General features: G+C 71.0%; 13 protein-coding genes and 1 pseudogene. 6 read left to right on the top strand and 8 right to left on the bottom strand.

The annotated features are described in order from the left end of the window. The first annotated feature begins 35 nt into the window (after positions 1-35). Positions 36-1,256, top strand: a complete 1,221-nt coding sequence (locus ACIBEA_RS43390; protein ID WP_399269896.1) for a hypothetical protein — start codon at positions 36-38, stop codon at positions 1,254-1,256. Positions 1,257-1,366: 110 nt separating this feature from the next. Here ACIBEA_RS43390 and ACIBEA_RS43385 read toward each other — a convergent pair whose 3' ends face one another. Both ACIBEA_RS43385 and ACIBEA_RS43380 read right to left on the bottom strand, forming a co-directional pair. Further along, a complete protein-coding gene (locus ACIBEA_RS43385; RefSeq protein ID WP_399269894.1) occupies positions 1,367-1,660 on the bottom strand; it encodes a hypothetical protein in 294 nt (97 codons plus the stop codon). 80 nt (positions 1,661-1,740) lie between these two features. Then, on the bottom strand, positions 1,741-3,504 hold the full coding sequence (locus ACIBEA_RS43380; RefSeq protein ID WP_399269892.1) for a hypothetical protein: 1,764 nt from the start codon (positions 3,502-3,504) through the stop codon (positions 1,741-1,743). Positions 3,505-3,886: 382 nt separating this feature from the next. On the opposite strand from ACIBEA_RS43380, the gene ACIBEA_RS43375 reads away from it, so the two are divergent. Beyond that, on the top strand, positions 3,887-4,807 hold the full coding sequence (locus ACIBEA_RS43375; RefSeq protein ID WP_399269890.1) for a hypothetical protein: 921 nt from the start codon (positions 3,887-3,889) through the stop codon (positions 4,805-4,807). Between the two features lie 89 nt (positions 4,808-4,896). Here the strand turns inward: ACIBEA_RS43375 and ACIBEA_RS43370 are convergent, their stop codons facing one another. After that, the gene (locus tag ACIBEA_RS43370) at positions 4,897-6,141 is read right to left on the bottom strand and encodes a transcriptional regulator (protein ID WP_399269888.1); all 1,245 of its coding nucleotides are present in this window, start codon (positions 6,139-6,141) and stop codon (positions 4,897-4,899) included. 357 nt (positions 6,142-6,498) lie between these two features. Between ACIBEA_RS43370 and ACIBEA_RS43365 the strand changes: the two genes are divergently transcribed. Continuing rightward, the gene (locus ACIBEA_RS43365; protein ID WP_399269886.1) at positions 6,499-7,674 is read left to right on the top strand and encodes a cupin domain-containing protein; all 1,176 of its coding nucleotides are present in this window, start codon (positions 6,499-6,501) and stop codon (positions 7,672-7,674) included. 8 nt (positions 7,675-7,682) lie between these two features. Further along, entirely contained in the window at positions 7,683-8,489 is an 807-nt protein-coding gene (locus ACIBEA_RS43360; RefSeq protein ID WP_399269885.1) for a hypothetical protein, read from the top strand. Between the two features lie 55 nt (positions 8,490-8,544). Here ACIBEA_RS43360 and ACIBEA_RS43355 read toward each other — a convergent pair whose 3' ends face one another. The 5 genes and pseudogenes from ACIBEA_RS43355 to ACIBEA_RS43335 all read right to left on the bottom strand — a co-directional run bounded on the left by ACIBEA_RS43355 (position 8,545) and on the right by ACIBEA_RS43335 (position 11,930). Beyond that, complete coding sequence (locus ACIBEA_RS43355) at positions 8,545-8,925, bottom strand: hypothetical protein (RefSeq protein WP_399269883.1); 381 nt, start codon at positions 8,923-8,925, stop codon at positions 8,545-8,547. After that, positions 8,922-9,177 (bottom strand): annotated as a pseudogene (locus ACIBEA_RS43350) (hypothetical protein). Before ACIBEA_RS43350 ends, ACIBEA_RS43355 begins: the two are co-directional and overlap by 4 nt. Positions 9,178-9,288: 111 nt before the next feature. Continuing rightward, complete coding sequence (locus ACIBEA_RS43345; protein WP_399269881.1) at positions 9,289-9,873, bottom strand: hypothetical protein; 585 nt, start codon at positions 9,871-9,873, stop codon at positions 9,289-9,291. Between the two features lie 321 nt (positions 9,874-10,194). Then, on the bottom strand, positions 10,195-10,893 hold the full coding sequence (locus ACIBEA_RS43340; RefSeq protein WP_399269879.1) for a DUF1524 domain-containing protein: 699 nt from the start codon (positions 10,891-10,893) through the stop codon (positions 10,195-10,197). 137 nt (positions 10,894-11,030) lie between these two features. Next, positions 11,031-11,930 carry a Ku protein gene (locus ACIBEA_RS43335; RefSeq protein WP_399269877.1) on the bottom strand — a complete coding sequence of 300 codons (900 nt, stop codon included), beginning with the start codon at positions 11,928-11,930 and terminating at the stop codon, positions 11,031-11,033. Positions 11,931-12,077: 147 nt separating this feature from the next. On the opposite strand from ACIBEA_RS43335, the gene ACIBEA_RS43330 reads away from it, so the two are divergent. Continuing rightward, entirely contained in the window at positions 12,078-12,803 is a 726-nt protein-coding gene (locus tag ACIBEA_RS43330) for a DUF6233 domain-containing protein (RefSeq protein WP_399269875.1), read from the top strand. Positions 12,804-13,444: 641 nt separating this feature from the next. Further along, the gene (locus ACIBEA_RS43325; protein WP_399269873.1) at positions 13,445-13,618 is read left to right on the top strand and encodes a hypothetical protein; all 174 of its coding nucleotides are present in this window, start codon (positions 13,445-13,447) and stop codon (positions 13,616-13,618) included. Positions 13,619-13,938: the final 320 nt, after the last annotated feature.

Below are 13,938 nucleotides of genomic sequence, written 5' to 3'. Positions count from 1 at the left end.
AAGCGAGATCAGACTGCCCAGCGAAACCAGCACCCATGTTCACCGACGCTGTCGCGAACCCCCACCTACGTGCTCACACAGAGAGTCGTCCAACAGCCGACTGGCATCAGGCCGCCGCCCGCGCCCTGGCCGCCCTCGGCGAGCAGTGGACGGCGGCCACCACGCTCGGCCCCAGCCGACTGCTCCTGGTCGCCTGCCTGCGCCAAGGACTGCGCCTGGCCCGCGAGCACCGCCTCACCGACCTGGGCTGGCTCACGGAGGCCGCCTACGCCTACGCCGACGACTCCGTCTGGGAGCCGCTCACACTCCCCACCGACACCACCGGCGCCCCGGACACCCCTGCGGACGCCCTGGCCGAACTTCTCACCGCGATCACCCGCCGCCAGCACGAGCACCGGCAGCGGACGGTGGACCGTCTGACCGAGGTGCTCGACTCCGGCCTGCTGACCGCCGAGGTCGTCGAGCTGGCCTTGTACTACCGGGCGAAGGCGTACAAGGACCTCGACCAGGGCGCCGCCGCCCGGGCCGGGATGCGGCAGGTCGCCGAGTCCGGCGGACGTCTCGCACCGAAGGCCCGCCGCGGCCTGGCCAACCTGTCCCGGCTCGCCGGGGACTTCCCCACCGCCCTGGCCGCCGTTCCCACCCTGGGCTGGACGGGCCGCCACCACCGCGTCCTCGGCGACATCCACTGGTCCCACGCCGACACCGACCAGGCCGTCGCCGCGTTCGAAGCCGGCCGCACCGAAGCCGAACAACACGGCGCCGCCGGCGAGCGCGCGATGATGCAGGTCCGCCTCTCCCTCGCGCTGTCCTTCGCCGACCCGGACCGGGCCGACGCCGAACTCTCCCTGGCCCACCAGCTCCTCGAAAGCCTCGACCAGCGGTCCAACGCCCTCCTGGCCCAGGTCGTCGCCCTGATCAAGGACGCCGGAACCGACGGCGTCATCGACCGCGCCCGGGGCCTGAACACCGACATCACGGGCGCAGGTCTGCCCTTCCTCCAGCGGTTCGTCGAGCTCGCTGTCGCCTTCCACCACGCCGTGCGCGAGGAGGACCAGGAGCTGACCGCCGCCATCGGCCGCCTGCACGAGCTGACCGCGACCGGCGACTTCGCCTACTTCACCGACATCGCCCACTTCATGGGCGGCCTGCACCTGCCCGGTGCCACCACCACGCAGTGGATCGACAGCCCCGACGCCGTACGCGCCCGCTGGCAGCACCTCGTCCAGACCCGACGGACCCGTACCGGCCGATAGCCGAGACACAGGCGCGTGGGCCTGGACCACACACGGATCGGGGCCCGGACCACATGTGGTCCGGGCCCCGATGTCACCTTGGCCGGCTGCTCAGCGGCCGGGCGATGAGGTCACTGGCTGTCGCTGTTCTTGCCCACGAGCGAGGACAGCAGCTCGACCATGGTCGCGTTGACCGTGCGCTGCTCGTCGATGAACCCGTCGATCTTCCGCTCCAGACCGTCCAGGCGCTGGGTCACGTGGCCGCTGAGGTTCTCGACCTTCTGGTCCAGGTTCCCGACCTGCAGACGCACCGCGGTGAGGTCGGACTTGATGATCCCGAACTCACGGACGTCCTGAGCCGAGGTCTCCTCGAAGCGCCGGGTCAGGGCAGCGAGCTCGCTGTGAGCGATGGGGTCCTCAGGCACGCGGGCACTCCTGCCAGATCACAAAACCGCAGATAGAGACTCCACAGTATCGCGCCCGTACCGCCGTCCGGGCTGTCCCTTCAGCAGTAGATACAGGAGAGGTCGGTTGGATGAGGGCCGACGAGAGCGGTGAGCTGCTCCCAGGGTGTGGTGCGGGCGGTGGCCTCGAGGAGCGATTGCACCGTGGCGATCAGGCGCTCGTTGCCGCTGGGGACCAGGCCCACCGTGTGCACGGCGGCGCCCGGGTGCCAGATGGTGTGCTCGATCGCGGCGGCCAGGTGGGCGGCGCTGCCGCATTCGGGGAGCACGACGAGGTTGTCCCGGTCGGTCAGGACGAGAACCAGGGCGGGTGGGGAGGCGTAGCGGTCGCCCGCCCAGGCGGCGCGCAGCACCACGGTTTGCAGGAAGTTCCCGGTATCGGGTCCGGGGGCCGGCAGGCTGCGGGGGACGTGGAGGGCGGTCAAGGTGGTGCCGGGCGTGGTGGCGCACCAGGCGGGGCCGGCAAGAGCGGGCCAGGTGCCCAGGGTCGTACCCACGGTGCCGCTCGGGTGGGCGTCGAGGGTGTCCAGGACCCGCTGGGCCCGGTAGCTGATGCCTGCGGCGGCCGGTGCAACGGCGCTGTCGGTCAGCTGCGCGGCCGCGGCGAACGGGAGCAGGCTGGTGTCGAGGATGACGGTGGCCGCGCTGTCGGGGTCGCCGAAGATGTGGTGGGCGTCGCGGGCCAGGCGCATGGACGGGGCGTGCTCCATCAGCCAGCGCAGACCTTGCCAGAAGTCGCCGTTCCACGGTGCGCGCTGGCTGGAGAGGCCGAAGCGGACAGCGACCTGCCAGACCCCGGGGGCGCATTCCTCGGGCAGTACGCCGAGGTCCGGCTCGTAGCCGGGGCGCCAGTCGGTGGATGCCTGGCCCCAGCGGGTGTCGCCGAGTTCTCGTACGGAGGCGGCGAGGTCACCTTCGAGCTGGTCGGCGGTGGCCGCGCAGCGTCGCTGGAAGGCGTAGGCGTCGGCGAGCGGCGGCGGGATCGCCTCAGTCCGTGTGGTCTCCGGATCCCAGGCTGCCACCAGCGGCGGTGTCGCACAGCCTGGTGGCCACCACGGCAGCCGGTGGCCGATCGCGCTGGTCACATCCTTCATCTCCGCGGCCTGAACAGGCAGCTGACGGAGCCGGCCGTGGAGGTCGTTCTCGGTCTGGCCGGCATCGGGCTGGTAGAGGTCCAGGACGCGGACGAACCCGGTCCCGCTGCCGTAGCGGGGATCGTTCTCGGTCGGGATCACCACCAGCGTGCCCAGTAGGCCCTCCCCGGCCGCCTGGCGGAACTCGCCGTCGTCGAGGAGCTCGTGCACCAGGTTGTGCAGCGGGCTGCCGTGCTCCCAGTGGGGAGGCCAGCCCACCAGCCGGCTGCTCTCGTCCGGCGCCATGACTGTGGCGAGCCATACCGACGGCCCGCGGCCGGGGAGTCCGTCGGCGGTGTACTGGACGACGTGCACGTCGATGGGCGGGCGCCGCAGATCAGCGAGGACACCATCCACCTGCCGCAGTGTCACCGTGCGCTGCCCGGCGCGCTGCAGACGAGGTCCGTCGGGACCGGGCAGAAGCCACGACGCGGTACGCGCGGGCAGGCGGCGGCCGGAAGCAGCGCACCATCGGGCCACCGTCATGCCACGCCACAGGGGCCGCGCCTCTGTGCTGTCGGGTGCATCGGGCTCGGGCAGGGGTACAGCTTCGTCGGTGGAGCGCAGCTGGGTGATCCGGCCGCGCGACAGCCCCATGAGGCGGGCGATGTCGGCACTGCCATAGACCGAGGCGAGCTCGTTCGCGGTGCCGCGGAAGCGTAGGAGGTTCACCCGCACCACGCTAAACGAATTGTTTAGCCGCTGTGGGGAGTTGGCGAAAGCCGGCAAAAACCGCCACCACGTGCTTGGCCAGGTCGGGGCTGACCCCGATCTCGAAGCCGCTGGGGACGAACTTCCCTATCCACCGTGGACCGGCTCAAGCCCCGGGGGCCGCCTCACCCATTGGGGTTACGGTTGCTGTGGCGTCTTGCACCGCCGCCTCTCCGCGGGCTTCGATGTATCTGGGCTCGTGAACGCCCGGCCGCGCGATGGAAGATGCCCCCGCACCCTCGCCGAGAACCGGCCAGAAGCATCACTACCTTGGACGTCTGCTGGCCGACTTCACCAAAGCGCTCGCCGCCGGGGGCCGGTGTGGCGCAGAACAGCGAACACGATGCCGCAGGCCGCCCTGTCCCTCACCGAAGACCGCCGCCATAGCACCGGCGAGTCCCACCAGGCCCTCCACGCACTCCTCGGGGATACCGACCAGCCGCTCACCATCCCTGCGGCCCGTGATCTGGAGCAGGCAGAGCTGGAGGCTGCGGTCTTCTTCGCCGCCTGCAAGATCGGCAGCCTCTCCGAGCACCCCCTCGGCATCATCCAGGTGCGTCCGGAGGAAGACCAACTCACCCTTCGTCTCCTTGACGAGCCGTACGTCGTCCTCCACTGGGCCGAGTCCCTCCTCCCCCGCCTGCGCGACGGCGAGAGCGGCCACCCCCTGGACCGCGTTGTGGGGGTCGCTGGCCTCCGCTATCGCCGCGAAAGCGGCGGCATCAGCATGCACCGCCCCGGCACGCCAGCCCGCATCCTGCTCACCGGCTTCAACCCGCGCTGGTGGGAGCGGATCGCCGAACGGCTCACCACCAACTACGGCCTGCTCCAGCAAGAGCCGGACTGGACCCCTACGGAGCGAACCGCGTACACCGCGATCGTGAACTCCCCCTACGAATCGCCGTCGATCTTCTCCCCACTGCTGCGCCGCATTCGGGCGACAGCCAGCCCCGGCCCCTTCAACGGCACCGATGCCTGGTACTCGGGCGGCGGCTCCTTCCGGCTGGAGACCACCGACGGACCGCCGTGCCCCGACCTCATCCGGCTCCTCGGCGACAGCCCGACCGGGCTGGGCTGGAACGTCAACCGCAAGAGCTGCACCTGTCTGTGCGACCACACCCACCCCGGCACGGGCTGCACCATCGACTTCCTCGAACCCACCACGGGCAAGTTCGTGTGCTACTCCAACCTCAAGTGGAACCACGCCTGCAGCGACCGCGACAGCCAGACCGTGACCGACCTGAATCGGCTGGCCTTCGCCTGACCCCGCCAGGTTGACGCCAGGCGATCAAGGCCACTCACCGGCCGCCGTTTCCAATGGAAACGGCGGCCGCGTCCATCGCTACGCGCCCCTCAGGCGAGGGCGTCGCCGAGCAGCCGGCGCGGGGCTCCGTCCAGGTGCCGGTGGAGCAGTTGGGCGCGGGAGTGCACCAGGCCGCTGCGGTAAGCGGGCGGTAGCCGGTCGTAAACGGCGGCGGCCATCGCCCCGGCCGCGCTCGGATCTCCGTCCACGCGCAGGCACGCGGCGGTGTCCATGGCGATCAGCGCGCGGGTCATGACCGATGGCGAGGACGTCAGAGCCAGGGCGTCATCCTGCGCCCGGTACGCGGCGCGGGTGTCACCGAGCAGCGTGTACGCCTGGGAGAGGTGCACCGCGTGCTTCTGGGCCGGGTACCCGAACCACGTGTCCGCCGACTCGGGTCCGTCCAACTGCTCGGCCAGCGTGCGGACGTCGTCCACCGCGCGGCGGGCGCCGGGGAAGTCGCCGATGGCGGCCAAGGCGCGGGCGTTGACAGCGGCCGCGAGCGCGGCCGCGCCGGACGGGCGGGCACCAGCTTCCCGGCGGGCCTGCGCAGCGATGCGGGCGGCCTGACCCGGGGCGCCGTAGTTCAGGCCGACCATGGCGTGACGGCCCAGCACCCAGGCCGTCATCCGCCGGTCCCCGGACTCTCGGGCCGCCTTCGCCGCAGTGGCGAACCAGCGGTGCGCGTCGGCCTGGTCGCCGCGGTCGTGCTGGACGATCGCCACCAGGCCCGAGATCCCGGCAGCCGTGCGCGCCAAGTCGGTACGGTCCCGTGCGGAGTGTGGCCGACGCAGGACCGCGGCGAGGAGCGCCAGGTCCTCCCGCATCTCGCCCAGGACCGCGTCGGGCGCCCGCCCGTTGTAGCCGCCCCGGTGCCGCTCGAAGGCGCCTTCCAGGTAGGCGAGGTCCCCAGCGCCGTCGCCGTCCAGGCCGGTGTCGATGCCCTCTCGGGCCTGCGTGATGCCGGGCAGCACGGCGAACCCCGCCGTGGCCGCCGCCAGGGTGAACAGCTTGCGTCGCTTCACGTCGTCGTCCTCCATCCTCCGCTGCCTGCGGTGCCGCCGGGAGTTCTCCAGGGCCTGGTCCAGCTGCTCGTCGGTCAGGCCGTAGACGGCGCGGATCGCCGAGCGCCAGACCGGAGTCGGTAACCGCTTCTCGGTCTCCCAGCGCTTCAGGTTCTCAACCGTGCACACGAGACCGGCCGCGGTCATGCGCTTGGCCTGCTGCTCGCGGCTCCGGTCCGCCCGCTCCCTGATGGAGCGCAGCAACTCGCCGATTCCGTCCGGGCTCACCATGCCGGGGCCTCCCCTGTCCGGGTATCGAAAGACCATCCTGGCCCCCAAACGCGGCACCCCGCAGCGGGAATCGGCACCCCGGAGCGGCCCTCCCCTCTGGTGTTCCCCGGACCTTCAATGGTCGAACGGAACCGGCCGGGACAACGCCTCCAGGGGCTCCCCCTCCGGCCGGTCCCGCACCTGGCGCCCGCCTTGCCTGGGGGCGGCGGGCGCCGTCCAGCGCTCCATCCGACACGAGAGAAGGAGTACGTCATGAACGGTCTGATCCTCTCCAGCCGCTCCATCAAGGGAGCCGCGACCAGGACCCCCGACGGCGGGGGCACCGGCAAGGGCGACGGCAACGACTGATCGCCGACCATGACCACCGCGATTGACGCGGCGGTCCGTAGCCTCGGCGGGGACTTCCTCGCCGGGGCTTTCGGCCGCTCCTTCCAGCACTGGTCACAGGCCGCCGCAGGGCTGCGCGGCCTGTTCACGTGGGACGACCTGAACGACCTGGTGGCCCGCCACCGGCTCGACGCCCCGCGCCTGCGCCTGTTCAACGACGGGGAGCAGGTCCCGCCGTACGAGTACCTGCACACCTCGGTCACCAAGCGCTCCGAGGTCCGCCACCGCGTCGAGCCCTCCGGGCTCCACCGCCAGATCGTCGGCGGCGCCTCCCTGGTCCTGGACGCCGTCGACAAGCTCCACCCGGGCGTCCAAGACTTGGCCGAGGCGCTGGAGCGGCACTTCCGCACCGACGTCCAAGCCAACCTGTACGCGTCCTGGCATCCCACCGAGGCCTTCGGTGTCCACTGGGACGACCACGACGTCGTGGTCGTACAGCTCGAAGGGGCGAAGTGCTGGAACCTGTACGGGGCGACCCGCACGGACCCGCTCCGCCTGGACGTCGAAGCACCCGAGAAGCCCAAAGAGCCGCCGCTGGCCGAAGTGGTCCTGCAGGCCGGGGACATGCTGTACGTGCCGCGGGGCTGGTGGCACGCAGTGGCCGCCACCGAGGGCCGCTCCCTGCACCTGACGTGCGGCCTGACCCCGGCGACCGGCCACCACCTCCTGGTGTGGCTGGCCGGACAACTCCTCCACTCCCCCACCCTGCGCGCGAACGTGCCCACCGTGGCCGGCCCCGCCGAGCGCACAGCGTATGCCGAGCAACTGCGCAAGGAGGTGTCCGAGGCGCTCCACTCCCACATCGTCTCGGAGTTCACCGCCTCCCTGGACGCCCGCGACCCCGGCCGCCCGGCCCCCTCCCTCCCGTACATCGGCGACGTCCCCGCCGACCCCGGCCTGGTCCTGGCCCTCACCACCGCCCGGGCCGCACTGGAGGGAACCGACGAGGCCGTCGTACTGCGCGCCGCCGGACACGAATGGGAGCTCCACCCGTCCGTGCGACCCGTGTTGGAAGCCCTGGTCTCCGGCGCCCGCCTGACCCTTGGGGAGCTGGCCGAGCGCTCCGGCCTCACCGTGAATCAGGTCGCGGCTCTCGCCACCGAGCTGGTATCCAAGGACGCGGCCGCCGTCTCCCACCCGAGGTAGGACCCGCCATGTTCGACGCCCCCGCCCCCGCCACCGTTGACCGGATGCTGGCCGCCCAGCAGCACGCCGCCGACCAGTTCGGCCTACGAGCCACCGGGCACCGGGTGTGGGGGTACCGGGGCCGGACCCTGTCGGGCGCCGCTGGTCCGCACTGGCTTCGCGTGGTCTGCGCCGAGGCCGGCACCGAGGGCGGCAAGCTCTGGGACGGCCCGTCCACCTCCCGCGCCCTCCCCGCCGCGGTGCCGCGCCCCGACCTGTTCCGCATCCGGGACTGGACCACCGAGGGCTACACCTACCGGGCCGAGCTGTACGCTTTCGCCCCCGCCCCGATCGTCTCCCCGCGCCCCGTCCTCGACGAGGACCCCGGCCTCCCCGAGACGTGGTGGAAGGAGATGACGGCCGCCCTGGACGCCCTCGCCGACGTCCCGCCGCCGACGGACCGCGATGCCGTACGGGAGGAGTACCTGCGCCGCGTCATCCCCGAGTTCACCGGCCACCAGGTCGACGACGTCATCTGGGCCACCGCCCACGGCGACCTCCACTACGGCAACGTCACCCGCGGCCCGCACATCCTGGACTGGGAGGGATGGGGCCGCGCCCCGTACGGATACGACGCGGCCACCCTGTACCTGTTCGCACTGCTGGCCCCCACGACGGCCGCCCGCATCCGGACGGAGCTCGCCCCCGTCCTGGACAGGCCAGAGGCTCGCACCGGCCTGCTGACCGTGTGCGCCCAGATCCTCCAGGCCCAGGAGCGCACTGACTTCTACGCCGAGCTCGCCGACCCAGTCCGCGCGTACCTCACCCGTCTGTAGCCCGGGGCGTCCGGGCGGCGAAGGGGCGCTCGGTCAGGCGCTGCTGCGCTCGGGCTTATGGATTCAGGTCCAGAATCCTGACCGGCTGTCCTTCCCAGCGTTTCGGTGCGGTGGTGGCCACGATCGCGCCGTCGGGCCGGTCCGCGGTGGGCTGCGCGGCGTGCTGACTGTGGGCGGCCGCCCACGTCTCCTGCTGGGCGATGGCGAGCGCGGCGGGCGGATCCAGATCCAGGACGGTGATGCCGGGCAACGCGGCCAGGTGCTCGTCCGTGCCGGGCCGTGCCCGGTCTGCTTCGACGAGTGCGCAGGAGGGGGCGTAGAGGAACCAGCCGGTCTCGGCGTGGGCGCGGTGGATGAGCCGGGAGGCCAGGACGTTGCCCTGCCCGGCCGCGGCCATCGCCGTCTCGTCCAGCACGATGTGCATCGCTTCGCTCACGGGCGCTGCACCTGCGCGAGGCGCCGGTCGAGTTCGTCATCGAGCTCGCTCTGCTCCGTGGCGGTCGGGGCATATCCGCTCCACGCGTGCAGGGCGGCCCGCGCCGCTTCCGCGCGCTCGGCGCGTTCGGTCGGCGTCAGCATCGTCTCGGCCAGGCGGGCCAGGTATGCGCAGGGACAAGCCCTCGGCGGCCGCGATCGCGGCGAGGCGGTCCTTGGCTTCCTCGGGGATTCTCACATTGGCATCGGACATCGTCATGCTCCTTCCCATCCCCCTAGGGTTCGGGTACGTACCCGTACCCGCGAGCTTCTGCCTTGGGCCGTGGCAGCGGGACGCGATGTGTCCCGCCACGGGGTGATCCGGTCAGAGCTGGTGGTAGTCGGCGAGGAAGCTGTGGGCGGCCTGCTCGCTAGTCCCCAGGGCGGTGGCCACCTCCGCCATCGGGATGCGGTCCGCGCGGACGGCATACGCGGCTTCCTCGCCCACTCCCGCCATCAGATGGCGCAGGTCCGCGAGCGCCTTCAACACGACCAGCGGGCTTTCCTCCACCGCGGTGGACAGCTCCCGGCTTAGCCCGGTCAACAGCTCGGTGAGTGCGTCAGACAGGGGGACGGCCTGGTCGCGGACCACGCTCACGTGCGCCTTGACGTCGCCCGTCGGGCCCGACAGGTCGATGTCCGCCTTCCACAGCGGGCCCTCTTCCAGCACGCTCCAGTCCAGGGGGTAGTGGGCCGGGCCGCGCCAGCCGCACGAACACGCACCCCGCAGTACAGCGGCCCGGGGGCGGCCCATCCGGCCGTCGTATGCGTGCCAGTCCGTCGAAGACGGCACGTGAGCGCCGCTGCCGACGTCGAAGTACACCGGGCCCGGCTCACTCCCATCGGCCAGCAGGACCCCCACCGACCCGGTGTGCCCCGCTGACAAGCTCTTCAGGATCCTGTCCGTCACGACGTCCTCCCACAGTTCGCGCCCCTGCGCCCGCCCGTAGCCGGCCGGCCCCGCACACCAGGCTGCCCTCACCCGCGCTTCTCGGTCCGGCGATTCACCGAACGTGCTACCTCCGGGGGCCGGGCAGCTGCTTCACCCCTTGTCGGGGAGCGCAGCGCATCGACGAGCGGTGAAGCAGCGGGGAAGGCTCACGGTCTCCAGGGCGGTTCCCGCTGTAGGAGCACGGTGCTGCGGGAAACGGCCCGGCGGCCGCCGTGAGGGGAACCGCTGCTGCCGGCTCCCGTGTTACTGGGCCGCTGGCGCAACGGATGGGGTGGGCGGTCAGGCGCAGGTGTCGAGCATCCGGTTCAGCTGATCGAGCTCGGGCTCGGTGATGGTGAGCTGGTAAGTGTGCTTGATGTGGGTCCAGGCACGGGAGTAGGTGCACCAGTAGGCGCGGGATGGCGGGCTCCACTGGTCCGGGGATTGATCGCCCTTCGACCGGTTCGACGCCGCGGAGACCGCGAGGAGCTGCGGCCCCTCCAGGTCGTTGGCGAACGCTTTCCGCTTCGGGGTGTCCCAGAGGTCGGCGCCGGAGCGCCAGGCGTTGGCGAGGGGGACGATGTGGTCGATGTCGACCTGGCTCGCGGCCGTCAGCACCTTGTCGTCGTACGGGCTGACCCACGTGCCGGACACAGCCCGGCACTCCTCGTCACGCACCACCTCCTGGCCGTCCCGGGCCAAGACGACCTCCCGGGTGTCGCACCGCGCGCCTTGCTGCGCCCAGTGCGGGAACCGCGCCCGGCTGTAGCCGGTCATCGAGTGCGGGGCCTCCACCGTCAGCGAGGCCAGTTCAGTCCGGGCGACCGCCGCGGGCGGGGCCTGCGGCAAATCCCGCCGCACCGCGAACGGCACCGTGACGGAGGCGCCTTCCGCGACGGGCTGGTACGAGGCTGCGTGCGAGACGGGAGCGATCGCGAACAAGGGGAGCGCGCAGAGCGCGAGCGCGGGAAGGCCGCGCTTCATGAGGGTTGTGATCACACCGACGGTGTAGCGCCGTCGGCTCTGACCCTGAGGCCGGCTCTGACGCCGGATCACCCGTCTGGGCGTGCGGGTTCACCGCGGAAACGATCCCGCGTGGCCGGGGCTGAGGTACCTGGGTGGCGGAGGGTGCGTGGTCAGGCGCTGCGGGGCTTACGTGTCGTCGCAGGCTTCTTTGCGGCCGGCTTCGACTTCGTGGCGGCGGTCTTCTTCGCCGTGGTCTTGCGCGCAGGGAGCTCGTGCACGGTGCCGGGCTGGCCGCGGTTGGTCTTCGCGTCTTGGACGGACTGCTCGAGGATGGCCATGAGGTCGACGACGGCGGCCGAGGCGGGCGGTGCCTCCTCGGTGGGGGCGGGCGGGATGCTGGTACCGGTCTTCGCGGCAATGACCTGCTCCAGCGCGTCCCGGTACCCGTCGTGCAGGCTGTCGATGTCGACGCCGCTGAGGGAGTCGGTCAGGCGCACGGCGGCCTCGACCTCCTCATCGGAGACCTCCGCCTCCGGGGCCGGGACGTAGCTGGAGGCCCGGATCTCGTCGGGCCACCGCAACGCGTGCATCATGATCACGTTGTCCTTGACGCGCAGGAGGCCCAGCCGCTCGCGGTCGCGCATCGCGAACTTCGCGACGGCCACCTTGCTGCTGCGCTCCAGTGCCTGCCGCAGGAGCTCGTACGGCTTGGCGGCGATAGCCTCGGCCGCGGCGAGGTAGTAGGAAGTGCCGATCTGGATGGGGTCGATGCTCGCGGCCGGCACGAAGGCGACGATCTCAATCGCCTTCGCCGTGGGCAGGGGCAGGCCGTCGAGGTCGGCGTCGGTGACGGGGATGAGGGTGCCCGTCGCGGTCTCGTAGCCGCGGACGATCTCGTCCTGGCGGAGCTCCTGGCCGTCGATCTCGCACACCTTGCGGTAGCGGATCCGGCCGCCGTCCGCGGTGTGGATCTGCCGGAAGCTGATGTCGTGCGACTCCGTCGCCGGCACGACCTTGATCGGGATCGTGACCAGGCCGAAGGAGATCGCACCCGACCAGATGGGACGCACAACTACCTCCAGGTGTGGCCCCCTGAATCCAGCGTTGCACCCCCTACGTGATGGCGCCGCCGGGAGCGAAGCCAGGCGAGGGCCACCTGGGTGACCGAGCGGAGCGGCAGCTTCCCAAACGAATTCGAACAGATTTACGATGGGTTGGTGACCACTGCCGAGCGCCCCTTTCCCGATGACCTCCTCCAGCTCCAGGAGCAGCTTCACCGCGCTCACGCCGAGCATCGCCTCTTCCTGGCTGGGCCGCCGTGGAGCGTGGAGCCGTTGAAGGGCTGGACGCGCACAGAGGGCTCCTACTCCCATCGCGGCGACGTCCCGGACAGCCCTGGCTGGACCCAGGAGGAGAAGGACACCGCGGATCGGATGTGGAAGGAGATCCGCGAGCTGTCGATCGCGGTGGTGGACCCCCCCCCACTGGGCATCGGTGCCCCGCGAAGAGGTCGTGCAGGCGCGTATGGACTTGAAGAAGAGCGCCCGACCCGCCTTCGCGCCGCAGGCAGAGGCGGCGTAGCCGCCGTGCCCGGGCCCGAACCTCTCCTGCCACTCCCGCCCGAGCTGGACCAGCTGGAGCTGATACGCCGCTGGCTCGCCCTGACCCTCGCCCGAGTCGACGAGAAGATCACGGCCGTACGGGCTGAAGAGGCGGAGAAGGCGTCGCGCCGGCCCCTTCCGGAGCCGCCACGGTGGTGGATCGAGTACAGCATCGGCGCCCGCCGCACCCCCGAGCGCGTCCACACCAGCGACTGCACCATGACCGGTCGAGGGCGGCCCACCACCGCCGAAAGCGCCCGGGACATCCTGCTCACGGTCCCAGACGCACGCGCCTGCTACCTCTGCCGACCAGACAGCGCGCTCGGCCTCCTCGACGCTTGACGATGAAGCCCCTCCTTGGACGGGGTGGGGCGGAGGGGGGCTCCGGCGTGGCGCTGGTACTGGTGGAGGGAGGCGGGTGCGTGTGCCGGTGGGTTGCGCGGTGTTGCGCGGGGGGTGGCCTGGGGGCGCGTGGTGTTCGTCGTGACCGCGTGTCAGCGTTGTGGGGCGGGGTTTGTGCCTTCGTCATGTGCCGGGAGCCTTCCCGAAGGCTGCCACATTCCGTGACATTGGGCTCACTGGCACCACACTTGATGCATTATCAGATCACTATTTTACGGTGTTGACAGATTCCGATTACGTGACCGGGCATACCTGGGTGTGGGTGGGGTGAGCGATGCGCCGTGTCCCGGGTGGGCGTCTGTGGCCGTCACCCTCTGCGCGCGTGGCATCCCGCGAGGGTGACGAAGTAGAGTCCGATTCCCGGGTCAACACCGGGAAAAGACAGAGACCCTGGCGGGGCGTCGCAACCATTGCCAGGGCCTCTTGAACATCCACACGTCCACAGCCCAACATGATTCCTTGAGGGGTTTGTCATGTCTTCAGGCCGTTTCCGTTGCCTGCGCACCATTTGGGCGCCGACGTTAGGTGCCGAAAGTATCATGCCGCCTTGCAGGAGCGGTGAAACCCACAGCGTCGATGACATGACGGTCACGGCACACGCCCGGCTCTTCCTCGCCGTCCTCGCCCTGCCGATCATCCTCATCTTTATCGCTCAGCGCCCCGCGGGTGGCGCCGAGCTGACCACCCTCGCCGGCATCCTGACCGCCGCCGCGCACGGCAGTCGCCTCTCCTACCGGCGTGTTCGCCGCTGCTGACCCACACCCAGTCAGACAGCCACACCCTCGACCGTCGTCGACCCCCGGGTCGACGACGGCTTCACCTCACCCCGAAAACCGCGCCCCCAGGCTCGCGGGAGGGTTTGCGCCCAGGTCACCGACGACCACCCCCATGCAACGAACCCTCACCTTCGGCACGCCCTTTGGAAGGCACCCGCATGCTTGTTCCCGCGCGCCCGCGGGCCTGCCGCGTCTGCGGCACCCTGTCAAGCCCCGGGTTTTGTGGAGACTGAGTTAGCTGGTTTTCTGGAGTGACGCTGGGGGTTCGGTCATGTAGTGGGCGGCTTCGTGTTCGGCGG

The sequence above is a fragment of the Streptomyces sp. NPDC051555 genome (assembly GCF_044454405.1).
Classification (GTDB): domain Bacteria; phylum Actinomycetota; class Actinomycetes; order Streptomycetales; family Streptomycetaceae; genus Streptomyces.
The sequence above is the reverse complement of the archived record's forward strand: the minus strand, read 5'-3'. Positions and strand labels throughout refer to the sequence as shown.